Annotated in this window: 23 protein-coding genes and 1 pseudogene; 6 read left to right on the forward strand and 18 right to left on the reverse strand. The window is 65.4% G+C overall.

Going from position 1 to position 24,217, the window contains the following annotated elements; translation table 11 throughout:
- The 9 genes from K9D25_RS02160 to K9D25_RS02200 form a co-directional block, all read right to left on the reverse strand.
- The gene (locus tag K9D25_RS02160) at window positions 1–237 is read right to left on the reverse strand and encodes a hypothetical protein (protein WP_244378805.1); all 237 of its coding nucleotides are present in this window, start codon (window positions 235–237) and stop codon (window positions 1–3) included.
- A 2-nt stretch (window positions 238–239) separates the two neighbouring features.
- Entirely contained in the window at window positions 240–455 is a 216-nt protein-coding gene (locus K9D25_RS02165; protein WP_244378807.1) for a phage head-tail joining protein, read from the reverse strand.
- Window positions 455–2,530: a prohead protease/major capsid protein fusion protein gene (locus tag K9D25_RS02170; protein ID WP_244378809.1), complete on the reverse strand. Its 2,076-nt coding sequence runs from the start codon at window positions 2,528–2,530 to the stop codon at window positions 455–457. Before K9D25_RS02170 ends, K9D25_RS02165 begins: the two co-directional genes overlap by 1 nt.
- Window positions 2,527–3,909, reverse strand: coding sequence for a phage portal protein (locus K9D25_RS02175; protein ID WP_244378810.1), 1,383 nt, complete (start codon window positions 3,907–3,909; stop codon window positions 2,527–2,529). Before K9D25_RS02175 ends, K9D25_RS02170 begins: the two co-directional genes overlap by 4 nt.
- Window positions 3,909–4,418 carry a hypothetical protein gene (locus tag K9D25_RS02180; protein ID WP_244378811.1) on the reverse strand — a complete coding sequence of 170 codons (510 nt, stop codon included), beginning with the start codon at window positions 4,416–4,418 and terminating at the stop codon, window positions 3,909–3,911. Before K9D25_RS02180 ends, K9D25_RS02175 begins: the two co-directional genes overlap by 1 nt.
- A gap of 83 nt (window positions 4,419–4,501) precedes the next feature.
- Window positions 4,502–4,822 carry a hypothetical protein gene (locus K9D25_RS02185; RefSeq protein WP_244378813.1) on the reverse strand — a complete coding sequence of 107 codons (321 nt, stop codon included), beginning with the start codon at window positions 4,820–4,822 and terminating at the stop codon, window positions 4,502–4,504.
- A complete protein-coding gene (locus K9D25_RS02190) occupies window positions 4,819–5,211 on the reverse strand; it encodes a hypothetical protein (protein WP_244378815.1) in 393 nt (130 codons plus the stop codon). Before K9D25_RS02190 ends, K9D25_RS02185 begins: the two co-directional genes overlap by 4 nt.
- Window positions 5,208–5,624 carry a hypothetical protein gene (locus K9D25_RS02195; protein WP_244378817.1) on the reverse strand — a complete coding sequence of 139 codons (417 nt, stop codon included), beginning with the start codon at window positions 5,622–5,624 and terminating at the stop codon, window positions 5,208–5,210. Before K9D25_RS02195 ends, K9D25_RS02190 begins: the two co-directional genes overlap by 4 nt.
- Window positions 5,625–5,669: 45 nt before the next feature.
- Window positions 5,670–5,840, reverse strand: coding sequence for an Arc family DNA-binding protein (locus K9D25_RS02200; protein ID WP_244378819.1), 171 nt, complete (start codon window positions 5,838–5,840; stop codon window positions 5,670–5,672).
- Between the two features lie 102 nt (window positions 5,841–5,942).
- Between K9D25_RS02200 and K9D25_RS24875 the strand changes: the two genes are divergently transcribed.
- The 4 genes from K9D25_RS24875 to K9D25_RS02220 all read left to right on the forward strand — a co-directional run bounded on the left by K9D25_RS24875 (window position 5,943) and on the right by K9D25_RS02220 (window position 7,629).
- Complete coding sequence (locus K9D25_RS24875) at window positions 5,943–6,299, forward strand: Arc family DNA-binding protein (RefSeq protein WP_279613774.1); 357 nt, start codon at window positions 5,943–5,945, stop codon at window positions 6,297–6,299.
- A gap of 517 nt (window positions 6,300–6,816) precedes the next feature.
- Window positions 6,817–7,041 carry a helix-turn-helix domain-containing protein gene (locus tag K9D25_RS02210; RefSeq protein ID WP_244378821.1) on the forward strand — a complete coding sequence of 75 codons (225 nt, stop codon included), beginning with the start codon at window positions 6,817–6,819 and terminating at the stop codon, window positions 7,039–7,041.
- A gap of 28 nt (window positions 7,042–7,069) precedes the next feature.
- Complete coding sequence (locus K9D25_RS02215) at window positions 7,070–7,279, forward strand: hypothetical protein (RefSeq protein WP_244378823.1); 210 nt, start codon at window positions 7,070–7,072, stop codon at window positions 7,277–7,279.
- Window positions 7,280–7,344: 65 nt separating this feature from the next.
- The gene (locus K9D25_RS02220) at window positions 7,345–7,629 is read left to right on the forward strand and encodes a hypothetical protein (protein ID WP_244378825.1); all 285 of its coding nucleotides are present in this window, start codon (window positions 7,345–7,347) and stop codon (window positions 7,627–7,629) included.
- 245 nt (window positions 7,630–7,874) lie between these two features.
- Here K9D25_RS02220 and K9D25_RS02225 read toward each other — a convergent pair whose 3' ends face one another.
- The gene (locus K9D25_RS02225) at window positions 7,875–9,599 is read right to left on the reverse strand and encodes an RNA-directed DNA polymerase (protein WP_244378827.1); all 1,725 of its coding nucleotides are present in this window, start codon (window positions 9,597–9,599) and stop codon (window positions 7,875–7,877) included.
- A gap of 177 nt (window positions 9,600–9,776) precedes the next feature.
- Between K9D25_RS02225 and K9D25_RS02230 the strand changes: the two genes are divergently transcribed.
- A complete protein-coding gene (locus K9D25_RS02230) occupies window positions 9,777–12,047 on the forward strand; it encodes an AAA family ATPase (RefSeq protein ID WP_244378829.1) in 2,271 nt (756 codons plus the stop codon).
- On the opposite strand, the pseudogene K9D25_RS02235 reads toward K9D25_RS02230, so the two are convergent.
- The 6 genes and pseudogenes from K9D25_RS02235 to K9D25_RS02265 all read right to left on the reverse strand — a co-directional run.
- Window positions 12,048–12,335, reverse strand: a pseudogene (locus K9D25_RS02235) (terminase gpA endonuclease subunit); the annotation flags it as partial.
- Window positions 12,336–12,403: 68 nt separating this feature from the next.
- Window positions 12,404–13,198, reverse strand: coding sequence for an IS21-like element helper ATPase IstB (gene istB / locus K9D25_RS02240; protein WP_244376040.1), 795 nt, complete (start codon window positions 13,196–13,198; stop codon window positions 12,404–12,406).
- A complete protein-coding gene (gene istA / locus K9D25_RS02245) occupies window positions 13,188–14,717 on the reverse strand; it encodes an IS21 family transposase (RefSeq protein ID WP_244450770.1) in 1,530 nt (509 codons plus the stop codon). Before istA ends, istB begins: the two co-directional genes overlap by 11 nt.
- Window positions 14,718–15,340: 623 nt before the next feature.
- Window positions 15,341–16,879 (reverse strand): efflux transporter outer membrane subunit, encoded by a 1,539-nt coding sequence (locus K9D25_RS02255; protein WP_244378831.1) that lies wholly within the window; start codon window positions 16,877–16,879, stop codon window positions 15,341–15,343.
- 46 nt (window positions 16,880–16,925) lie between these two features.
- Window positions 16,926–20,075 carry an efflux RND transporter permease subunit gene (locus K9D25_RS02260; protein WP_244378833.1) on the reverse strand — a complete coding sequence of 1,050 codons (3,150 nt, stop codon included), beginning with the start codon at window positions 20,073–20,075 and terminating at the stop codon, window positions 16,926–16,928.
- Window positions 20,076–20,086: 11 nt separating this feature from the next.
- Window positions 20,087–21,355: an efflux RND transporter periplasmic adaptor subunit gene (locus K9D25_RS02265; RefSeq protein ID WP_244378835.1), complete on the reverse strand. Its 1,269-nt coding sequence runs from the start codon at window positions 21,353–21,355 to the stop codon at window positions 20,087–20,089.
- A gap of 170 nt (window positions 21,356–21,525) precedes the next feature.
- On the opposite strand from K9D25_RS02265, the gene K9D25_RS02270 reads away from it, so the two are divergent.
- Window positions 21,526–22,119: a TetR/AcrR family transcriptional regulator gene (locus tag K9D25_RS02270; protein WP_244378837.1), complete on the forward strand. Its 594-nt coding sequence runs from the start codon at window positions 21,526–21,528 to the stop codon at window positions 22,117–22,119.
- A gap of 299 nt (window positions 22,120–22,418) precedes the next feature.
- Here K9D25_RS02270 and K9D25_RS02275 read toward each other — a convergent pair whose 3' ends face one another.
- Both K9D25_RS02275 and K9D25_RS02280 read right to left on the reverse strand, forming a co-directional pair.
- A complete protein-coding gene (locus K9D25_RS02275) occupies window positions 22,419–23,327 on the reverse strand; it encodes a CDP-diacylglycerol diphosphatase (RefSeq protein ID WP_244378839.1) in 909 nt (302 codons plus the stop codon).
- A 1-nt stretch (window position 23,328) separates the two neighbouring features.
- The gene (locus K9D25_RS02280; protein WP_244378843.1) at window positions 23,329–24,216 is read right to left on the reverse strand and encodes a hypothetical protein; all 888 of its coding nucleotides are present in this window, start codon (window positions 24,214–24,216) and stop codon (window positions 23,329–23,331) included.
- Window position 24,217: the final 1 nt, after the last annotated feature.

Consider the following 24,217-nt stretch of genomic DNA (forward strand, 5'->3'; position numbering starts at 1 on the left):
CTAGCCCAGCTTTTCGAGAATGGCGTCGTCGCTGTCGGCGGCGCCGGTCTTGAGGCTGTCCACCCACGAATCGAGGTCGCGCACGTCCCACAGGCGCGAGCCGTCGGGATAGGCGACGGCCGGCACGGGGCAGAGCATCTCGAAGCGCGCCGCCGGCAGCCCACAATAGGCTGCCGCATCGGCCTTCTTGAGCATCCGGTAGGGCTGCACCTGAAGTGAGAGCATCGCCTTCGCCATCGTCAGAGCCCTTTGCTGGTTGCGAGATAGACGGCCTTTGGCGCGGCGCGGGAGGCGTCGCGGATCTGGCGTTCGAGGTCGGCGATGGCGGCGGCGAACTCGGCATCGGTGCGATAGGTGATCTCGCGACCGTCGGAGAGGCGCACCCGGCTGGTGCCCTCCGCGCGCATGGCGCGGAGGGAGTCGAGACGCTCGTGCAGGGTGGAGAGGTCCGCCATCACGCGCCCTCGTTCTTGTAGAGGCCGCGGAAGTCGATGACGCCGCAGCCGAAGTCGAGCCCGGCGGCGACCTTGACGGCGCGGGTGTCGAAGTCGATCTCGGTGCGGATCTGCGGCCCCTCGGCGCCGGAGACATAGCCATAGACGAGGCTGGGGGCGGCGGCCGGGTCCGCCATGACGTACCAGCTGGTGCCGGTGATGTTGGCGTCGACCACCAGCTCCATCGTGCCCGCCCACGGGTTCACATCGCCCGCCTTGGCGGCGGTGATGGCGGCAAGCACCTGGCGGGCGGCAAGCTCGGTGTCCGGCCCGACCACGAGGAAGCGGGGGGCAAGGTTGAGCGGCACGCCGTCGAGGCTCTTCTGCTTGCGCAGCGCGGCGACGGCGAGGCCGACCGAGGCGACCGAAAGAGCGGCGCCGGTGGTAGCCTTGTTGCCATGGTCGGCATGGAACAGCGCCTTGCCGTCGGAGAGGGCGGCGTTGGCGGCGAGCAGGCCGTAGACGCGGGCGTTCTCGTCGCTGGCGGCGCGGATGGCGATCATGGAGGAGAAGTCCGCCAGCGCCGAGAGGTCGTCATTGATGAGGGCGCGGCGGCCGATGGCGATGCCGGCATTCAGCTCCTTCGCCCGTACCTTCTCCCGGTTCTCGGAGAGGGTGCCGTATTTCAGCTCACCGCCCTCATTGGTCTCCTGGAAGGTCGGGAAGTCGCCGATGCGCAGGAAGGAATGGTCGCGAAAGTCGGTGAAGGACCGGCGGGCGGCGATGAGGCGATAGGTCGGCTCGGCGGCGGCGTAGTTGGCGAGCAGGGCCTTGTTGGCCGCGTCCGCCAGCAGCAGGGGGAAGTCGCTGGTGGAATGGGCGCCGACGGCGCGCTCCATCAGCGCGTTCTGGTCGCGCAAATTGAGGCGTTCGCCGCGCGCCTGGGCGAGGTCGCCGATCATGTCCAGCATGCGGAAGCCGGCATAGGCGCGCGAGCGCCCTTCCAGCTTCACCCGGCCGGGAGCGAGGCGATGGGCGAGAGCCTCGCCCATGGCGGAGCGGATCGCCGCCGGGTCGGTGTGGTCGTGGGTGACGGTCGCCACGGTCGGGTGGAAGGTCTGCAGGGGCGCGCTGCGGGCCTGCATGGCGGCGAAGGCGGCGGCGCGGGCGGCGTCGGTGGTGGCGTTGGCGTCGATCTGGCTGTCGATCCAGCCCTGATCGAGGCCGGCGACATTGGCGATGGAACGGATCTCCATGTTGATCGCCGCCCGCTCTGCAGCGGCCGGCGGGTTGAGGGACGGCGCGGGGGCCGGGGTGGAATGAGCGGGCGCGGGCGCCGGCTCGGTGCTGACCGTCATGTCGTGGCTCCTGATGCCTGCATGCGGGTCGGCGGGGACAACGACGAGGCTGGCCTCGATCAGGGTGAAGCGCTCGGCCACCTTCTCGCGGCGGCCGGTCTTGAGGTTGGTGCGCTCGGACCAGCGCTCGACGGCGTAGCCGATGGAGATGCCGAAGGTGGCACCGTCCGACAGCTCGGCGGCGATGCGCTGGGAGCGGGGATTGTGGCGGGAGAGCGTGGCGCGGCCGAGGAGGTCCCCGCCGACCACGCGCAGCGTGTCGACGCTCCCGAGCTGGCGGTCCACGCTCTCCCTTCCATGGCTGTCGAGCAGGGGCACGCGGGCGGGCCAGGCCGGCTGCGACAGGAGGAGAATTTCGTCATAGGGGCCGCGCACGTCCCAGCGCTCGACAGCCGCGCCGGTGGAGAGCACCGCCTCGAAGGTCTGGCTCTCCGCATCCCAGCTGGAGGCGGGAAGCGTCGCGCGACGGGTGAGGATCTCGGCGGGGGCAGCGGAACGGGTTTCCACCTTGGCCGGGCGGGGCGGCGCCTCAAGGCAGATGCACTCGCCATTGCCGACGCCGACATAGGCCATGCCGTCCTCGTCGGCGATGGCGGCGAGGTGGTCCATGAAGGCGTCCATGGTGCAGCCGAGATGCTTCGGCATGTCGGCGGCCGGGGGCATCATGCCGCGCTGCATCGCGTCGTTCAGGTTGCGCATGCGCGCATGGAACTCGGGGGTGTCGAAATAGCCGTTCATGCCACGGTCTCCTCGATGGGCGCCGGAGCGGCGGCAGGCTTGGCCTTGGCCGGCGCGGTGAAGGTCAGGCCGAGGCTCGCCTCGCGGGCCTTGTCGGCGGCGATCTCGGCATCGAGCGCGCCGAGATCCATGCCGCGCGCGGCAACCGCCTCGCGGCGGCTCATCAGCCCGGCATTGATCGCCTCGATCTCCGCCTGCACATCCTTCGCCGGGTCCACCCATTGCTGCTTCGGGGTTATCCAGCGCACCGGGAGCAGCTCCTGCGGGCGGGCGGCAAGCCGGCCCTGCAGGCTCTCGATCATCGCCCAGCGGCGCCAGATGGGGCGCAGCGCCTGGAAGACGATGACATTGTGCTGGATCATCTCCACCCGGCGGCGCCACTCGACGAGGCCGGCGCGGATCGAGGAATAGTTGACGCTGGAGAGGTCGCCGGTCAGCACCTCATAGGGCAGGCCGAGCGCGGCGGCGATCTCGTGGAGGGTGATGCGGGCGAAGTCGTTGGCCTCCTGCGCGATGGCGGGGGGCGTGGTGGTGCGAACGTCCTGCCCCGGCAGCAGCGGCAACAGTGTGCCCGGCTCCATGCCGGCGATGAGGGCGCCCTGCGACACCTCGCCCCCGAAGGGCATCGATCCATCAGGGGTGACAATGAAGCCGGTCAGCAGCGCCCCGACCTTCTGGCGCACCAGCTGGGCGCCGTGCCACTCGTCATGTTCGGCCAGCCGCAGGATGGCCGGGGCGAACCACGAGACGCCGCGCACCTGGCCGGGGAAGTCGGGGCGGAACAGATGCACCACGTCCTCGGCCGGCACGCGCACCGGCTGAAGGTTGAGGCCGAGGCCGATCTCCGGGCGCTCCTTGACGATCCAGTAGGCGACGCGGGAGCCGAACCTGTCGAACTCGACGCCGTTGACGATGCGCCCGCCCTGGGGGAGCGGGCGGGTGAGCGAGGCGTCCAGCTGGTCGGGATCGAGCACACGGATGCGCAGGCCTGCCGGGGTGGCGATCAGCAGCGCCAGCGCTTCGCCATCCACCACCATGCCGCCAACCATCAGGGCGGTGAGGCCATAGAAGTCCATCAGGCCGTCGGCGTCCGCCTCGTCCGTCCACGCCGTCCAGCGCGCAGCCAGCGTGCCCGTCACCGCCGGGACGATGCCGGTGCCGACGAGGCTGCTGACATGCGCCGCCTTCCCGGCCGCCGCGTGTGGGTTGTTGGCGACGAGATAGCGGGCGCGGTAGGAGAGCGGGGCGCGGGCCTTCTGCGCCGCGCCGTGCTGGTTGGCCGTCTTGCCCCAGCCCGTCGCACGGCGGCCCGTCGCCGCGCCCTCATAGGAACGCGAGCGCAGCCGGTTCATAAGGCGGGAGAGCGCGGCCGGGAACATTACGCCACCTTGGCCAGCGCCGCGTCGATCTTGCGGACATGCTTGGAGAGGTTCACCAGCACGATCTGGCTGGGGGCGGCACCATGCTCGGCGGCCATCTCCGCCGTTTCCTTGAGGATGCGGGCATTCACCTCCTCCAGCGTGCCGCCGATATGGGCGCGGCCCTCGTCGTCGCCGCCGAAGATCAGCGCGCCGATCCAGATATCGGCGAAGGGCTTGGCCGTCTGCGGGTGCTCGCCCTCAAAGGCGCCGCGCGCATTAGCAAGCAGGCGGGAGGCGGCGACCACATCGAGCTTCATCACGTCGACCAGTTCGACCAGAGCGGAGGTAAGCGCGATCTCGGAGGCGCTGTAGCGCGTCCAGCCGCCGCGATCCTCGCCGTCGGGGCCGACGGTGGAGAGGTCGGCGAAAGGCAGGTGATCGCGGCGGCGCAGGGACTTGAAGCGCTCGACCTTGATGCCGAGCGCCTCGCAGGCGGTGCTGATGGTGAAGGGGCGTTCGGTGTCCATGGGGCTCTCTCGAAAACGGGGCTTCGTTGACCCGATTATGCACGCTTCGCAATCGGGGTCAAGTCAGCCCGTTGTTGCGTGCCTCACTCGACGTGCCACCCGTTCCAAACCCCGCCCCACTGGTCCATCAGCCCTTCCGCATCGGCGATTCCGTCCTCAGCCTGGTCATGCTCGCAGTCGCAATCCCAATGGCCGGTGCCGCCGCCAAAGAGCTCCGGCCGGCCGCCCTCCCAGCCGAGCGAGGGCTCGCCATCGCTGTCCGGCTCATCGTCGCCGCCGTCTTCCTCATCGGGGTCGCCCTCCAGCTCGTCGAGCATGGCGATAAGGGCTTCAATGGCGCGCTCGGCCCGCTCGCGCAGGCGCTGGCGCTCGACCATCACGAACTCGCGGGTGTGGACGTTCATGGCCGCACCTCCCGACTGGCCGGCGCGGGCATCAGCAGCCGAGCGTCGCGCACCTTCACGTCCGCCACCACGATGGCGAGCACGCTCTCGTCGAACCAGTCGCGCTCGACCACGTGCTCGCCATAATGCTTGTTGTCGGAATAGAGCAGCAGGTGCCCCTTCCTGCCGCCGAGCGTGCTGGAGGCGCGTGTGAGCTTTACGCCGCCGAAAGGGTCGCTCATGAGATAGATGCCCTCGCCCTCATAGCTTGTGCAGGGGCGCACCAGCACATGGTCCCACCGGCTGCGGAGCGTCGGCTCCATGGTGTCGCTGGGCACCATCTCCAGCCGAAGCTGGGGCGAGAGCAGCGCCGTCGCCGGCACCGCCTGTCCGAACAGGTCGCCGCTCATGTCCGCCCCTCCGGCTGGGAGGCGCGGGGCTTGCGCCACAGGTCGATGGGTTCGGCGATCTCGTCGAGGATGCCGCCGCGTTGAAAGCGCGGATCAGCCCGCCACTCATAGGTCAGGCGGCTGGCATGGACCCACGCCTCGGCCGGCCGGCCATGCGCGGCCCGCCGGGCGCCGGCACCCTCCAGCATCCACCCATCGCCCGGCGCCGCCAGCTCATCCATAGCGGCGGCAAAGGCCAGCCACGCCGCGCGGGGGCGCTGCAGCGGATCGATGGGGGCCGGTGCGGCAAGGCTTGGCGCGGGCATCGCCAGAGCCAGAACGCCCGTCGGCACGGTCACAAGCGCCGCACCAAGGCAAAGCGCCTGGCGCCGGCTGGGAACAAGGCTCTCCCGTTCGCGAACATGGCTGTCCATGCGCGTGCTCCAATCAGGTTCGAAGGGGGAAATGACGTGGTGGCGCTAGGCCGGCGTCACGGCCGAAGAGCGCTGGCGATCCATGCGCTCGCGAATGGAACGGACGATTTCCGAGTTCTGCGACGAGCCGTTGCGGGTCGCCTCATGCTCGATGAAAGCCTTGAAATCCGGGGGAAGCCGAAGCATCAGCTTTGGCCAGTCGCGCTGCCCGCTCATTGCGAACTCCATACTGCCAACTTGGCATCATAGGAACCGAAGGAAGGATTGATGTCAACTAGGCATCATTCCAAATTAGCATCATTCGAGTAGGCTGCGGATATGAGTGAGAAATCCTACCCCAGCCAAAGTCAGGACCGCTTTATCGTTCGCTTGCCGGACGGGATGCGCGAGCGCATCGCCGAGGAGGCGAGGAAGAACAACCGTTCGATGAACGCCGAGATTGTTTCGAGACTGGAGCAAACCTTTAATCTCGTCTCAGCCGCACCGCTCTCCAAGGGAATAAAGAACCTCTCTAGCAACATTAAGATGTTAGCTATGGAGGCCATTGTTATTTCAAATTACGCTTCTTCGCTTGAGCAATATCTCGATGTTGTTGACCCCGGCGGCCCGCGTCCGCCGCGCCCTAGCTTCGATGAGGCGGCCTTAGAAAGCGGTTCAGACGGTGACAACGGGTAGTCCGCCATTGGCGGCGCTTGGTTGGTAGCTGCCGGCGGCAGTTGGCCGGCAGGCTCGATGACGAAGGGGCGTGGCGCGCTCCGCGCTGCCCAGGAATCCCAGCGCGGGCCGGCCGGCCGCGCCACGCCCCTCCGGGCCGGGGCCTCAGCTGATGGCGGGTGCAGTGCCCTCCGGCGCGCTGGCCAAGACCATCAGCGCGCGGAGGCCAGAGGCGCCCATCCGCCGGTGCGAGGCTCCGGCCGGTGGCGGGCGGGGTAGGTTCCACACCGAGCAGGAAAGCCAGCGCGCCTTGACGGGCGCGCGGCCCCGGATGCCCGGCGTGCGCTTATCCGAACGCACCCCGCCCATCCGGTTAGGAGCCCTCAGCCGCAACGCTGCCGGGCCGCGTGACGCACTTCTCCCGTTCGCGGGCATGGCTGTCCATGCGCGTGCTCCTGTGGTAATGCTGATTTCAGTGCACTGTCCTGATAGCAGTGCAGATGCCAGTACGTCAACAGGATTTCAGGACATTGTACTGATGATTGCCGTTCAGTGCCGTATGGCCCGCGCCGCCTTAGGTTGGGGCGTGCGCGACTTGGCCAGGGAGGCTAGCGTCTCGATCGATACGATCACCCGCCTTGAGAAGGGCGAGGCGCTTCTGCCCCGGACGGTCGAGGCGATCCAGCGGGCACTAGAAGAGGCCGGCGTCATTTTTGTGGACGAGAATGGGGAAGGCCCCGGCGTGAGACTCAAGAAGCGGTAAGCTCTGACTCTGATCGAGGAGACGCAAGATGAGCAACACAATCGATGACTTGAAGGTCCTACGCGACCAACTTGTAGAAAGGCGCCGTGATGAGGCCTACATGGTCGGCAATTCCCATCATGACGAGCGGATTGAAAAGCTCGTGCGCGTACATCTCGCTATCGCCGCGCTTGATGCTGTAATCGTCGAAGGCAAGGATGGCCCACCGCCGCGTGAGCCGCGTATTCTCGTCCTATGAGCCCGTTATGATTGGCCGAAACTGACCGCCTTCAGCGAGAGACACTCCAAATCCAGGGGCTTCACATGGCAATCGATCAAGGCATGTTTGACGTATTTACAGTGAAAGATGCGGAAGGCAGGCCCGGTATAAAAGCGTATGTTCAGCTCAAAAAATCGAGTGTTCCAAAGGGTTTTTCCCTTAAAGGTGACCTTATCTGTTTGACGGCTGATGCGGTAAGCGAGTCTGAATTCAGTATGCATGTCGACGAGTTGATTGATCAACTTACAAAACTAAAGCCTAAAGCGGCGGCTTGTTTTCGGCGGGAAAGAGAACAACGGCGACGTGGCGAATTGAGCCCGTCCAGATAGCTCACTGACAAATTTCTGCTCGACCATATTCGTCGCCGCGATCTGTGAAGGCCGGGGGTGGTTGAGGAATTCTACGCGAGAATCAAACGTCTGATATGAGGTGCTGGACTGCGCCGGGAGCGGACAATTGCTGAGCGTCCGACCGCAGACGTTCCGCTTCGCCCCCATACCAGTCATTGCAGCGGCCTCGATCTCACCCCACAATCGGACGGCTTGCGGGTCTACGCCCCCCCCTGTAACTCAGCCTAATAGCCGTCGTCCTCGTCGTAATCATTGTCATCGTCGAGCTCATCCAATTCGAACGTGAAGTCGTCAAGGAAATCGTCGCGGACCCGCTTGAGACGAACATTGTCACCGCGCAGAGAGCGCAGAGTAGTGTCGATCGACGTGAACCCGGTAGTGATCGAGAGGAACCGGATCTTCCTAGCTTGTAGCGGCGCAAAATAAGGGTCCGCCTCGATGAACGCTGTTGAGGGCGCTGGATTGATGCCGAGGCACACGCTCTCATAGGCGTACAGCCACATGCCACTGCGGAGACCTTCGCCGGAAAGCGCGCTATTCCATCTGGTGAAGTCGATCGGGCCCCCTACGAGCCGAAGACTGACACACAATGCAGTCAGCAAGGCTACCAACGCGTTATCGATCGCGGTGAGGGGTTCAACACTCGACGCTGAAAGCGGGATTCGCAAGCGGGCAGCAAGAAACAAAAACCAGACAATCTCACCGGTCCGGTTCTCTCGGGCGAGTGCTGGCAGGCGATGTTCAAGGAATTCGGCCAGCTTTGGCAATTCGACGTCGTTGCGCTCGGCTTGGCGCAGCAGTGTGATCTCAACGAGAAACGCGACCAAGCTCGCGTTGCGCCGGTAGGCCGCGATTAGATGGCTCTGAATCTTGGCCCAACTGGCCGCCCGCACGAATGCTGCGCGCGCATTCTGGAAGGCATATTTCTCAACGTTGATGTCGGGATGTGCATCGCAGATCCGACCCACGCGATAAAAAAATTGTTGAAATTCCGCGTCACTACTTGGACCGCCGGGCACATAAGATCGCACTTCCTGCTTCCAGCCGTTATCGTGCCTAATTGAAGTTGAAATGATTGCCGACTTGTCGCTGTTTAACTCAAGTTCGTACTGCGCGGCAGCTTGGCGAAGAGCTGCGATAAGGTCTTTTCCTGAGTGATTGGCACCACTACTAATTGTATAGTCATCGATATATCGCGAAGCGTCACGTGGTCCGATTCTAACCTTTTCACGCAGAGCAACGTCAATCGCGGATGCGACAACTTCGGCGATTAGGCGTGAGCAGTCGGGACCCACCGGCAAGCCGATGGTCTGGCCGTCCTGCGCATTGCGGCACAACAGGTCGATAAGATTGCCAAAATGCTCCACACCGCGATTAAGTTTGGCGAACGCTTTGCCGTGAATCGCCCAGGGAATTGCGTGTGTGTAGATCGAATGAAAAAAGGCGCGAATGTCGGCGCCTACGAATTCCTCACGCCTCGATGATAGGTCCACGCGAAAGTCATCGCGAAGATCGACGCTCGGCCGAACTAAGGCGCGCGGACCATTCCAGTCAAAGATCGGCGGCGACGAGGAGATTCGTGAATTCTTAGCTGCCGCCCTGATTTTCATGTAATTGTCGGCTATAGCCCGCGATAAAAGCAAATAGGCAATAGGATTCGGGACACCATGGCGGCGGTCGTCCTTCCCGAATCGGGGAAAATAGAACCAGCTTGGCTCAGAAATATAGCGGTGGAATGCTGGCTTACCCTTTACCAGTGGCATTGCGTCGATACTGTCAAGGATTGATTTTCGATATTTCGCTAGATCGTGTGAAACAAAGCACGGTGGCAGCTCCGGGGCGAAATATCCGTGTGACAGAAGGCGTCGAAGTCGTTCGGATTTTGTCTTTGCTGTCATCGCCCTCAGCCTTTCGGCACGCAGTAACGGTCGCAAAGTCTGGAGGACCATGCCACTCTGCAATACCTACGCCATCGGCGCCTACTGGGAAAGCCGAATTGCATGCACATCGGCTATCCGCATCTCGGTGCGATCTGCCTCATGGCTGCCTGTCCAGCAGCCGCTTAAGTTAGGCGCCGCTGGACAAGACCGCAGTATATCGTAAGCTCCCATAAAGGGTAGCGTTCAGTGCTGACACGTATAGATCAACTTAAGAACATCGGGCGCTTCACGTCCTTTAAGCAGCGCGCCGACGCGCTGGGACAAGTGGCGTTGGTCTTCGCCAGGAACGGCTATGGCAAGACCACCATTTGCGCCGTGCTTCGGTCTGCCTCAACGCAGGACTCCGCGCCGATCGGCGAGCGTCTGCACTTGGGCAACGCGGGCCTACCCGAGGCGGCCCTTAACTTTGATCCGACCGGGGGTGTCGTGTTCCAGAATGGGAGCTGGAACCGAACCCCGCCGAGCATCCTTATCTTCGACGGCGAATTCATCCGCCGGAATGTCCACACGGCCGACGAGGTCACGCGCGACAACAAGCGCCAGCTACTCCGGGTAATCGTCGGGGCGACGGGTGTCCGCCTCGCCGAAACCGTCACCGACATTGATGCGAAGAACACCCAGCTCAACACTGAGCTGAGGGACCTGGAACGCGCGATCCGTACCGCCCATCCCTCAATCTCGGACTATTCGGGTTTCGCCAACGCCGCCATCCCGGACGACATCCAGCTTCGGATCGACGAGCGCCGCCGTCGCTTGTTGGCCGCCCAACGTGCGAACGACGTTCGCACTCGACAGAACATTACGCTTTGGCGACAACTGCCCGATCTAGATAGGGTGATTGACCTTTTAACCGATGTCCTTGATGGCGCCAGCGACGCCGCCGAGCGCCGCATTGCCGATCATATGGCCAAGCACGGGTTCGACTCTGGTGGACGGCGATGGCTGGCCTATGGTGCCCAACGCGCTAGAAATACTTGCCCGTATTGCGATCAGGATCTCGGGCCCTCGACGATTGCGGCGGAAATCAAATTTCTTTTCGGTGAGGCCTACACCACCCTGACCGCGTCTATAGACGCCCAGCTGTCGATCCTCGATGGCCTCCTCACCGCCGGTAAGGTGGGCAGCATCCGCGCTGTCGCCGAGGCGAACCGGGTGGCCTTGGATTTCTGGCGCCAAGTCGGCGATCTGCCGGTTCTGGATGAACTCCACGACACTGATATCGAGCGACTCGAGGCGGCGCTGCAACCCGTCATGACAGCGCTAGAGCGCAAAGCAGCAGCGCCGTTGACGCCGATCCAGCTCGACGCCGATCTGGTCCGCGCCGCCCGGGAAGCAATTAGCATTGCCGAGATCTACGCTGGGCAGGTCTTGGCTTGCAATCACGCCATTGAGGTTGTTCGCACGGAAAACGCCGCTGAACTCACGGCGAGCCAGATGCGGGAACTCCAGGAAGCGGTCGACAAGCGCTTGGCGCTCCAAGCTAAGGCTCAGGACCCGTTGAAGACCCTGTGCGAGCGCTGGAAGTCCATAACTGACGAGCGAGCGGCGCTGGCAAGTAACCGCAGCACGGCGCAAAGGGCTTTGACGGCACATGTGGAGGCGACAGCGACTGCCTATGAGGCAGGAATCAACGAGTTGCTCGAAGCGTTTGGGGCTAACTTCCGGCTCTGCCAGACCAAGGCCAGCTACGTCGGTCGTGATCCGAACACGGAATACTGCATTGACGTCAACGGTCACGTGCTGAAGGCGGGGGAGTCTGGGGCTGCCTCCAAGCCGAGTTTTCGCACCGTCCTCAGCGCCGGCGACAAGTCAAGTTTGGCTCTTGCCCTCTTCGTCACCCAAGTGAAACAGCGCGCCGACCTCGGTGACTGCATCGTAGTCTTCGACGACCCATTCAACAGCCAAGATACTGCGCGTCAATTCGAGACTGCCTCCCAAATCCGCCTCATTGCCGCCCATGCGCGCCAAGTCGTGGTTCTGTCCCATGATCCGCGCTTCCTTCACCTGATCGAGAAAGATAAGGGCACATTGGTCGTCACACAGCATCAAATCGTCGCCGAAAGCGACTGGGTAGCCAGCCTCAAGATTTGGAACGTCGAAGACGAGGTCAAAGCTGACTACGTCCGACGCGCCGAGCGCATCCGCGCCTACGCCTCCACTGGTGTGCATCTGACCGGCTGCAACGGCCCGCTCTTGGCCAGTGATATCCGTATCTTTGTCGAGGAATACATTGACCTTCGTTTCCCGGGGCGTTTTGCCCCCCGCACACTTCTCGGCGCCATGGTCGATGCAATTGATGCCGCAGGGCCGAACGACGATCTCCATATCCATCGGAACGACCTCCGCGCCCTGAACGAGTTTAGTCGGCCAGAACATCACCGCGGGACAACGTCCCCAGATCCCACGCAGCTGCGTGCCCAGTGTAAGAAGGTAGTGAAAATCATCGGGATGTACTGATCACCCCACCCAGCTTGACCGCACCACGGCCGGTGCCCGGCGCGGCGCTTCGCCGGCGACTTCCGGCGCCGCAGCGCCGGCCCGCACCTCCGCCGCCTCCACCTTGCCCACCATCTCCGCCAGGCTCATGCCGGCGGCATAGAGCCCGTGCAGCGCCGCCGTGGCGTAGACGCGGCAGTCGAGCGGCTCGTTGCGCACGCCAGGGTCGGGCACCCATTCGATGCGGGCGACGCCGCGCGTGTAGCGGCGCACGGGGCGCTCCGCGACGAGGCCGGTGAACCAGAGTGTTGATTTCCGTTGAGAAGTGACCCTGGATTTCCAGTGAGAAGTGACCCGGGCTGATGGTGGTCTTGGGGTTAGGTTGCGGTCAAGTTTCGCGGCTTCTCCCTGGTGGGTTTGGGTGGCTTTGCCGAGCTGCTCTTGAAGCGGAAGCTGTCATTGCCGGTCTCGAGGATATGGCAGTGATGGGTGAGCCGGTCGAGCAGGGCCGTGGTCATCTTGGCATCGCCGAAGACGGCAGCCCATTCGGAGAAGCTGAGATTGGTGGTGATGATCACGCTGGTGCGCTCATAGAGCTTGCTCAGCAGGTGGAACAGCAAGGCGCCGCCCGAGGTGCTGAACGGCAGGTAGCCGAGCTCGTCGAGGATGACGAGGTCGGCATGGAGGAGCCGACCGGCGATCTGACCCGCTTTGCCTTGGGCCTTCTCCTGTTCGAGAGCGTTGACGAGCTCGACGGTAGAGAAGAAGCGGACCCGCCTGTGATGATGCTCGACGGCGTGGACGCCGAGAGCCGTGGCGATGTGGGTCTTGCCGGTACCGGGACCACCGATCAGGACGACGTTGTGCGCGTCGTCGAGGAACTCGCAGCGATGGAGTTGGCGCACGAGCGCCTCATTGACCTCGCTGCTGGTGAAGTCGAAGCCGGCGAGGTCGCGATAGGCCGGGAAGCGGGCGGCCTTGAGCTGATAGGCGGTCGAGCGCACCTCCCGCTCGGCGGTCTCTGCCTTCAGGAGCTGTGAGAGGATCGGCATGGCGGTCTCGAAGGCGGGAGACCCCTGTTCGATGAGTTCGGCAGCGGCTTGCGCCATGCCGTGCATCTTGAGGCTTCTCAGCATAATGACGAGGGCTCCGCTGGCCGGATCATGACGCATGGCGCGCCTCCCTGGCCCTGCGGAGGGCGTCATAGCGTTCGACATTGGCTTGAGGCTCGGTGGTCAGCGTAAGGGCGCCAGGAGCTGGGATCGTCGGCGTGCTCAGCGGTGTACCGTCGATCAGGCGGTGCAGCAGATTGAGGATGTGGGTCTTGGTCGGCACGCCTGCTTGCAGCGCGAGTTCGACGGCCGTGAGCACGACCTGCTCGTCATGCTGGAGGACCAGGGACAGGATCTCCACCATCTCGCGGTCACCGCCCGGCCGCTTGAGCAGATGCTGCTGCAAGGATCGGAACGCCGGCGGCATCTCGGCGAACGGTGCGCCGTTGCGCAATGCGCCGGGCTTGCGCTGGACCACGGCCAGATAATGCCGCCAGTCATAGACGGTCCGGCTCTGGCGATCATGGGAGCGAGCGAACACCCGACCATGCTCACAGATGGCCTGTCCCTCAGCGACCACAACGATCCGGTCGGGATAGACACGCAAGCTCACCGGGCGGTTGGCGAAGGAGGCCGGCACGCTGTAGCGATTGCGCTCGAGGTGGACGAGGCAGGTCGGGGAAACGCGCTTGGCGTGTTCGACGAAGCCGTCGAACGGCCGCGGCATCGGCATCAGGTGGCGGATCTCCTCAGCCCACACATCGGCGATCGAGCCGGGTTGCGAGCCGTGCCCGGCCTGCGACCACAGCTCCCGGCACCGGGTCTCGAGCCACTCGTTCAAGGCCTCCAGCGAGGGGACGTTCGGTATGGGTTGCCAGAGCCGATGACGGGCATCCTGTACGTTCTTCTCGATCTGCCCCTTCTCCCAGCCGGAGGCCGGGTTGCAGAACTCCGCCTCGAACAGGAAGTGGCTGACCATGGCCGAGAAGCGGATGTTGACCTGGCGCTCCTTGCCCCGGCCGACCTTGTCGACGGCCGTTCGCATGTTGTCGTAAATCCCCCGCCGCGGCACGCCGCCCAGTACCCGGAAGGCGTGGTTATGGGCGTCGAACAGCATCTCGTGGGTCTGCTGCGGGTAGGCTCGCAGAGTGAAGGCGCGGCTGTAGGACAGCTTGACGTGAGCGACCTGCAGCTTGGTGCGCTCGCCGGCGATGATCGCCCAGTCCTCAGACCAGTCGAACTGGAACGCCTCTCCGGGCACAAAGGCCAGCGGCACGAAGGTGCCGCGGCCGCTGGTCTGCTGCTCGCGCAACCGGGCGGCCTTCCAGTCGCGGGCAAAGGCCGCCACCCGATTGTAGGAGCCCTCATAGCCCAACGTCACGAGATCGGCGTGCAACTGCTTGACGGTGCGCTTGTGCTTGCGCGACTTGCCGCTCTCCACCCGCAGCATCGCCGCGAGCTTGTCGGCATAGGGATCGAGCTTGCTCGGCCGGTCCGGAACGTGAAACCGGGGTTCGACGCTGTCCGCTCGCAGGTACTTACGCACGGTGTTCCGTGAGAGCCCGGTGCGGCGGGATATCTCCCGGATCGAGCTACGATCCCTATGATGCCAGCGTCGGATGACGCTCAATAACTCCATGTCGATCACTCCGCTGTCCCCCGCGTGTGCCGCGTGAGACGTGGTGAAAACATGGGTCACTTCTCGATGGAAAAATCCGCTCCTGCAGGGTCAGATCTCAGTGGAAATCAACACCCGGCGGCGCACCCAGCCCTCCGCCGTGACCAAGGCCGGAAACTCCAGCCTCCGGCGGTCCAGAAAATGGTCTCGGATCAATCAACCCTCGGTCTCTCTCCTAAGCCGGAAGAGCAAAGGGTCTCAGGTCAGACACGCTGAACAGATCCGCGAGTTGCTGCTCGCCGAGCCGCGTACCGGGCTCGATGCGACCTGCGAGGATCGCGGAAAGGATCGCGTCCTCGATATTGGGCGGGGGTAGGCTCATAAGGCTTGCTCACCAGCTGGTATACAAGCTGCCAAGCAAGCGCCGTGCCGACTTCACGCCGAAGCCGAAAAGCATCGCAGAGATGAGGTCAGCCCCGTCACGGCGCGCGGGGGCGCAGGATAAGGCGGCTCTGTTGGGCGTTGCCGGCCAAGGGGGGCCGACAAACGGACATCGGCGAGTGGGCCCCACGGCGCCTCCTGGCCAGGTGCTGACCTTCAACCTCCCGTCAGGAGCGCCGAAACGGACGCCCCCAGCAACCCGTTCAGTTGCGTTCAGACATCGCGAATTTCTGCGCCCAGTCCGTGCGAACAAAGCGGGGCGCCATCCGGTCGGTCACTTCCGGTGTGCGCGTGTCGACGACACTCGACCATCCGCCGCCCAGCGCCTTGTTCAGGGCGATGTAGTCCGTCGTGATCGCCACGCGGCTCTGCAATTGGGCGTCTTCTGCCGAATAGAGCGAACGTTCCGCATCGAGCACGTCGAGGAAGCTGCTGCTGCCGCTTTGATACAGCGTGCGCGCCAACGAGGCCGCCTGCCGGTAGGACCGCACGGACGCGTCGAGGCTGCGGATGCGCCGCTGCTCCTGCCTCAGCGCCACGCTGGCATTCTCGACATCCTGCAGCGCCGTCAGCACCGCCGTGCGATAGGCGACGAAATAGGCGTCGCGCTCGGCCTGAGCGTACTCGACCGCGGCTTCCAACTGCCCGGCATTGAACAGTGGCACACTCACGCTCGGGCCAAAACTCCAGTTGATGGACGAACTCTTTCCAAGACCGCCGATCTTGCTCGCCGAGGTCGACACCTCGCCGGCAAGGCTGACATCGGGATAGCGCGCGGCCTCGGCCTGACCGATCTGCGCGGTGTATTGGGCGAGCTGGCGTTCGGCGAGCCGCACATCCGGGCGTGACAGCAGCACGTCGGCCGGCACGCCCTCCGGCACCGGGCGGCCCGGCGCGGGAATGGGAGCGCTGCGCTTCATAACGTCGTTCAGCGCGGAGGGCGGTTGGCCCAGCAGGATGGCGAGCTGGTGCACCGACTGCTGATAAGAAGATTCAAGCTGAGGAATATCGGCTTCCGTGCTGGCCGCCTGCCCTTCGGCATTGGCCGCGTCGACGGCGGACGCGGACCCGGCCTCCAGCTTGGTGCGCGTCAGCGCCGCCGTCTCGCGCTGCGAGGTTGCCGTGCGCCGTGCCAGCGCGATGCGGGCCTGATAGCCGCGCGCCTCGACATAGCTGGTGGTCACGTCGCCGATGAGCACCAGCAGCGTGTTGCGCAGGCTCTCCTCGGAAGCGTCGAGCCCATATTTCGCGGCTTCGACCGCGCGGCGGTTCTCGCCGAACAGGTCAAGCTCCCAGCTCGCATTGGCGCCGAGGTTGAAGGTGTCGAACGGACCGGACACCGTCACATCCCCGGTGTCGGAGACATTGCTGCCATTGTCGGCACGGCTGTAGCTGCCGGAGCCGGTCAGCGTCGGGGCGAGCGCGGCCAGAGCCTGCCGCCGCGTGGCCCGCGCCTCACGCACACGGGCTTTGGCCGTCGCGACATCGAGATTGCCGGCGACCGCCTGCTCGACAAGGCGGTTCAGCGTCGCGTCGTTGAGCTGCTCCCACCAATGGGCGAGGTCCGGTGGCAGACGGGTGGCATCGTCCGCCGTCAGGCTGGCCGTTTTGCCGCTACCCCAGGCGGTAGGCATCTGCATCGCCGGGGCGGTGTAGTCGGGGCCGACGGCGCAACCGCTCACCAGGCCGGCGATGAGGACAAGCGAGATGTGCCAGAGCGGCCGCAGCTGGGAGGGGGGCATGAGTTCACCGGTCGCGTCAGAAGGCCGGGCAGCCCCGGAGAAGCGGTTAGCGGGCATCGGCGCTCTCCACCGGGACGGCAGGTTCCGAAGCGCCACGCGGCGCGGCATGGCCTGCGAACACCCGCCGCACCGTTACGAAAAGCAGCGGTATGAAAAACACGCCGAGCACGGTGGCCGCGATCATGCCGCCCATCACGCCGATGCCGATGGCGTTCTGCGCGCCCGAACCGGCCCCGGTGGCGATGGCGAGAGGCGTCACGCCGAGGATGAAGGCGAGCGAGGTCATCAGGATAGGGCGCAGCCGCTGGCGTGCCGCATCCAGCGTCGCCTCGACGAGCCCCATGCCATGCGCCTGCCGCTCGATGGCGAACTCGACGATGAGGATGGCGTTCTTGGCGGCGAGGCCGATCGTGGTGAGGAGGCCGACCTTGAAATAGACGTCGTTGCTCTGGCCGAACATGGTGGCGGCGAGCAGCGCGCCGAACACGCCGATCGGCACCGACAGCAGCACCGCGAAGGGGATCGACCAGCTCTCATAGAGCGCGGCGAGGCAGAGGAACACGACCAGCAGCGAGATGACGTAAAGCGCCGTCGCCTGATTGGCGGAGAGCCGCTCCTGATGCGACAGGCCGGTCCACTCATGGCCATAGCCCGCCGGCAGCCTGCCGATGATCTCGTCCATCGCCGTCATGGCGTCGCCAGATGAGACGCCCGGCGCGGCCTGGCCCTGGATCTCCAACGCCGAGGCGCCGTTGAAGCGCTCCAGCCGCGGCGAGCCATAGGTCCAGTGGGTCGAGGCGAAGGAGGAGAACGGCACCATGGTTCCGGCGGAGTTGCGCACCTCCCACTTGGCGAGATCTTCCGGCTGCATGCGGAAATCGGCCGCCGACTGGAGATAGACCTTCTTCACGCGGCCGCGGTCGAGGAAGTCGTTCACATAGCTGCTGCCCCAGGCCGTGGAGAGCGTGTCGTTGATGTCGGCCAGCGAGACGCCGAGCGCGCTCGCCTTTTCCTGGTCGATGTCGACGACGAATTGCGGCTCGTCCTCAAGCCCGTTCGGGCGTGTGGCGACGAGGCGAGGGTCCTGCGCCGCCATGCCCAGCACCTGGTTGCGCGCGGCCATCAGCTTCTCATGGCCGGCCCCGTTGATGTCCTGGAGATAGAGGCTGAAACCGCCGCTATTGCCCATGCCCTGAATGGCCGGCGGCATGAGGGTGAACACCATGGCGTCGCGCGCATGCAGCTTCGCCATGGCCCGGCCGGCCACCGCCTGCGAGGACAAGGCCGGCGACTTGCGCTCGTCGAACGGCTTCAGCCGAACGAAGGCGATGCCGAGATTCTGACCCTGGCCGCTGAAGCCGAAGCCGTTGACACTGAACACGCCTTCGACCGCCTCCTTTTCCTCTTCGAGGAAGTGGCGGCGGACGGTGTCCAGCACGGCCTCGGTGCGGTCCGATGTGGCGCCCGCGGGGAGCTGCACCATTGTGATGAGGATGCCCTGGTCCTCTTCCGGCAGGAAGGAGGAGGGCAGGCGTACGAACATCCAGCCCAATGCCACGGCGAGGGCGAGGAAGATGGCGAGGAAGCGCCCGCTGCGCGCCACAACACCGGCCGTGCCTGTGCGGTAGGCCCGCGTGCCGCGCTCGAAAGTGCGGTTGAACCAACCGGCCCAGCCGGTCTGCTTGGCCCCTTGCTGCACCGGGCGCAGCAGCGTGGCGCAGAGCGCCGGGGTGAGGATCAGCGCCACCAGCACCGACAGGATCATCGCCGAGACGATGGTGACGGAGAACTGGCGGTAGATCACGCCCACCGACCCGCCGAAAAAGGCCATCGGGATGAACACGGCAGAGAGCACGGTGGCGATGCCGATCAGCGCGCCAGTGATCTCCCCCATCGACTTGCGGGTGGCCTCCTTGGGGGAGAGCCCCTCCTCCTCCATCACGCGCTCGACATTTTCAACCACGACGATGGCGTCGTCGACCAGGAGGCCGATGGCCAGCACCATGGCGAACATGGTGAGCGTGTTGACGGAGTAGCCGAACAGCGCGAGCACGCCGAAGGTGCCGAGCAGGACCACCGGCACGGCCAGCGAGGGAATGAGCGTCGCCCGGAAGCTCTGCAGGAAGACGAACATCACGATGAAGACGAGGACGATGGCCTCGGCCAGCGTGCGCACCACCTCCTCGATGGAGAGCACGACGAAGGGCGTGGTGTCGTAGGGATAGACAACCTCGACCCCTTCCGGGAACGTCGGCTTCATCCGCTCCAGCGCCGCCTTGACGCGCTCGGCGGTGGCGATGGCGTTCGCGCCCGTGCCGAGATTGATGGCGAGGCCACCCGCCGGCTTGCCGTTGTAGCGCGAGGCGGTGGTGAAGCTCTCCGCCGCCAGTTCGACGGTGGCGACATCGTTGATGCGCACCAACGAGCCATCCGTGGTGCTCTTGAGGATGATGTTCCGGAACTGCTCGGGCGTCTGCAGGCGCGAGCGCGCGGTGACCGTGGCGTTGAGCTGCTGGCCGGTGCGGGCCGGCAGGCCGCCAAGCTGGCCGGCGGAAACCTGCGTGTTCTGCGCCCCGATGGCACTCGTCACGTCGCTCGGCATGAGCTGGTACTTCGACAGCTTCTCCGGGTCGAGCCAGATGCGCATGGCGTAGGAGGAGCCGAACAGCGTGGTGGAACCCACGCCCTCGATGCGCTTCAGCGTGTCGTTGAGGGTCGAGTCGACATAGTCTGACACGTCGGTGGACGACAGGCGCCCATCGGTCGAGACGAAGCCGATGACCAGCAGGAAGCCGTCCGAGGCCTTTTCGACCGCGATGCCATTGGTCTGCACCACGCTCGGCAGCTGCGCCTGGACCAGCTGCAGCTTGTTCTGCACCTGCATCTGGGCGATGTCGGGGTCGGCCGCGGTGGTGAAGGTGAGGGTGATCGTCGCCTGGCCGGTCGAGGTCGAGGTGGCCGACATGTAGTCGAGATTGTCGATGCCGGTCATGCCCTGCTCGATGATCTTGGTCACCGAATTCTCGACCGTCTGCGCGTCGGCGCCGGGATAGGAGGCGGTGACGCTCACCGTCGTCGGGGCGATCTGGGGGTATTGCGCGATGGGCAGGGTGTTCAGCGCCAGGACGCCGCCGAGCATGATCAGCAGCGCGATGACCCAGGCGAAGACCGGTCGGTCGATGAAGTAGCGGGACATGGAACGCGCCTTCAGTTCGCCGTGGAGGTGCCGGCGGCGTCCACGCGGGCCGCGCCTTGGGCAATGGCCGCGCTCGCCGCCGGGGCTGCGCTCTGCTGGCCGCGCTCGCGCACCTCGCCGGTGGTTTCGTCCACCACCACGTCGACCGGGGTCACGTCCTGGCCGGGGCGGGCGAACTGACTGCCTTCGACCACCACGCGGTCGCCATCGCCAATGCCAGCCTCGACCAGCCAGCTATTGCCGACGCTGCGCGCGACGGTGAGCACGCGCTGCTCGACCTTGTTGTCAGCATTGACGACCAGCGCCACCGGCTCGCCCTTGGTGTTGCGGGTCACGCCGCGCTGGGGAACGAGGTAGCTGTCCGGGGCAACGCCTTCCTCGATGATGGCGCGCACATACATGCCGGGCAGCAGCAGCCGGTCCGGGTTGGGGAATTGCGCGCGCACGCCATAGGTGCCGGTGGTGGTGTCGACATAGGCGGAAGTGAATTCCAGCGTACCCGGCAGCGGGTAAAGCTGGCCGTTATCCAGCTTCAGCCGCACCTGCACCCTGTCGCCGCTGATCTTGATGCGCCCGTCGCGGATCGCCTGCCGCAGGTTGAGCAGATTGGTGCTCGACTGGGTCACATCGACATTGATCGGATCGAGCGTGCGGATGGTGGTGAGCGCCGTATCCTGGCTCGCCGTCACCAGCGCGCCGGGGGTGAGCACCGACTTGTCGATGCGTCCGCCGATCGGCGCGGTGATGCGGGTGTAGTCGAGATTGATCCGCGCGGTGTCGACGCTGGCGCGCGCGGCCGCGACTTCGGCCTTGGCCTGCGCCAGCGAGGCGACGGCGTCGTCATTGTCCTGCTTGCTTACCGCATTCTGCTTGATCAGCCCGGCATAGCGCTCGACCTTGGCCTCGGCGCTCGGCACCGCCGCCTCAGCCTTCTGCAGGCTGGCGACAGCGCTGTCATAGGCGGCCTGATAGCTCGCCGGTTCGATCTGGTAGAGCGGGTCACCGGCCTTGACCTCACCGCCCTCCTGGAAAAGCCGCTCCTTGATAAGCCCGCCGACCTGCGGCCGGACTTCGGCAACCAGCGAGGCCGAGGTGCGTCCCGGCATCTCGGCGGTGATCGCCACCGACTGCGGATGCACGGTGACGACACCAACCTGCGGGCGCCCCTGCGCGCCCGGGCCGGGCAAGCCCGCATTGTCCTTCCCGTCGCACGCCGCCAGCGCCACCGCGAAGAGAACAAGCACTGCAATTTGAGCCAAACGGCCGTTGAGACGTGACATCGGAGCCGATCTGATTTATGGTACGTTGCAGTACCAATATTTCTCAAGCGGCCGGATTGTCAATTGTGTTAGGTCTGCAACACCGATTGTCGCCTGCTGGAAGCGTTGCTGTGCCCTGCGAAGAAACGAAGCCCGCTACTGCCCCCCGCTCACGGGGACGTCCCAAGCTGATGCCTGCCGCCGCCCGTCGTGACGAAATCGTTGCCGTGGCAACCCAGATGTTTCAGGAGGCGGGTTATGCGCGGCTGACCACAGACGCGGTGGCGGCTCGCTGCCGCATCTCCAAGCGCACGCTCTATGAACTGTTTCCCAGCAAGGCGGCGCTGTTGACGGCGATCATCGACCAGCATCGCACGCGCATGATCCGGCTGCCGGCGGAGTACGATGATGTCCCGCTCGAGCGCGCGCTGGACCTGATCTTCGGCAACGATATCGACGACGAGGCCGACCGCGAGCGCTTTGCCTTCCTGCAGCTCATATTCGTCGAAGCGGTTCAGCACCCCGAACTGGATCAGATATCGGCGACGCACGGCAAAGGCGTCATCCTGCAGTTGCTCGGCGACTGGATCGCTCACGAATGCCGTCGCGGGCGCCTCGATGTCCCCGATCCGAAAGACGCGGCGCGCATGCTGATGGACATGGTCGCGGGCTCCACCACCCGCGGCCTCGACGGACGGCTCGCCTGGGACGGCAGTGACCGCCGCCGGGCCTATGTCCGTGAGTGCATCCGTGTGTTCCTGCACGGAACGAAATCACCTCGCTGAGGTGGCGATTTCGCGGCGTGGCGGCGGCTATTGCGCGGGTGGCAGGCATGTTCGCCCCCGCGCTGCACGCGACGCTGGTGACATTCCACACCAGGGGCGATCCCGCCCCTCTTCCCCTCGCCTCGCATCGGTTCGGGCGAAGCCGCGGCGACCGGGCCCTTGCACCGCCAGACGCGCGCGCGAGACCGACGCCGCTGCTACCCCGGGGCGGCGGCGTCAAAAGGCCGACGGGAGACAGCCGGCCGCTTCATGAGCGGCGGGCTTCATGGGCGGCGGGATAAGGTAATCACGCTCCGGGCTCAGCGCAGGCGGCAGGCGGTGGGGCCGATGAAATTCAGCTCGGCCCGCTCGAACGCTTCGGCGGCGAGAATCCAGAGCCCCCGCCCGTCATCCGTCACCACCGCCATCACCCCATAGAGCGGAAGGTCCGCCGCGCCGCCCGGCAGCATCGCGCGCACGATGCCCGAGACGTCAAAGCCGGCAAAGGGATCGCTCCCCGCCGGGACGGGGAAGAACCGGGTGTGGAAATCGAGGCCGTTGATGCGGACCCGCGTCGCCGTGGGCGCCAGCCCGGCCAGCGCCGTGCGGTAAGCCGGCGCCAAAGTCCCGATATGGATGTGAAACTGGTGCTGGCCGCGCACGGTGGGGGGCTGGATGGCGAAGGCGAGATCGTTCCGCGCAAAGGGCGGCTCGACCATGGTCTGCGAGGCGGCATAGGCGTCCTGCCAGTAGTTCCGCCCGGCATAGCCGGCCACGTCCTCGATGCCGATGACCGGCGGGATGGCCCACAGCACAAAGCGGCAATTCTCGCCACGGGCGCGCGGGTACCGCGCCGGGTCACGGTAGCGCGTGTCATATTGCAGGAAGAACGCGTCTCCGCCATGGCTGCGGCGCACGAACTCCCCTTCCGCATCCGTGCAGCGCCCGCTGGCGCAGGCCTCGGAAGTGAGAAAGCGGAACACGGTGCAGGTCTTGGCCGCGATGTTCGCCGGGTCGCTGCAGGGCGCGCAGGGCTTTGGGGCCTTGTCGTCCTTGTTGGCCTGCGGCGGCGAGGCCCATTGCACCGCACCCGCCGTCGCCGACGGGGGGAGCGGGCAGGCCTGAACCCTCGGCTCCGCCGCCGCGCCCGTCTCGGCGGCGAGCGTGAGGGCCAGCCCGAGCAGGAGACGCAGATAGCGCAGACGCCCACCCGTACCGCCGCCGCGCATCTCAGTCCTCGTTCAGCGAATAGACCAAGGCGGGGGATTGGCGCAGGAAGCCCTTGAAGCGGTAGGGCACATCCTCCGCCTCGGTGGCGACCGGCATGTCCGGGCTGATGAGATGCAGCTGGTCGCCGAACACGCCGCTTATATCGACATGGCAGTGCTGGGCGATCTCGACAGAACTCGGGCCGTCATCCACCTCGAAATCGAAGATGTCGCGGTCGGCGACTTGGGTCATCGCTACGTCGACGAACAGGCTGCGCGCCACCTCCAGACGGCTGCTGCTGAGATTGATCCCATCTTCGGCCGGCGCCACCACGCGCAGCCGCTCCAGCCGGATCTGCGAATTGGTGAGATCGAGCCCGTCATCGCCGGAATGGAAGCTGCGGATTTCCGCCACCCGCCATTCCTGCGGCCCCACCCCCATGAGCGAAAAACCGTCCCGGTCGTCCAGCAGCGGGTCGTCGCTCGGCGCCACGGGGTCGCCATGGCCGAGATAATAGGCCGCGATCAGGGCGGCGTCGAAGGACGACACCGCGTGCGGCCGGGCGACCGCGACCTCCAGCCCGTCCTTCTCCGCGCTGCGGTAGCCGCCGAAGAACCAGACGCCACCATTGTCGGCGCTCTTCACCGGGCGGAAGTGCGCATTGCAGGCGCGGATGGAGAGCCTTTGCGCGTCGAGCGCCGAGCCCTGCTCGAAGATCAGCGCCGCATGGCCGATCGGGCTTGCCGGCACGAGGCCGTTGCGGATGAGGATCGTCACCCCGTCCTCGACGATCAGTTTAGCGCCGTCCCGCACCCGCACATCCGTCGTCGCGACATAGGTGACGCCGGCCACCAGACGCTGCGTGCCGGTGATGGCCTCGGGAAGGTGTTCCAGCGTCTTCGTTGCCATG

The organism is Ancylobacter polymorphus (genome assembly GCF_022836935.1).
Lineage (GTDB): Bacteria > Pseudomonadota > Alphaproteobacteria > Rhizobiales > Xanthobacteraceae > Ancylobacter > Ancylobacter polymorphus_A.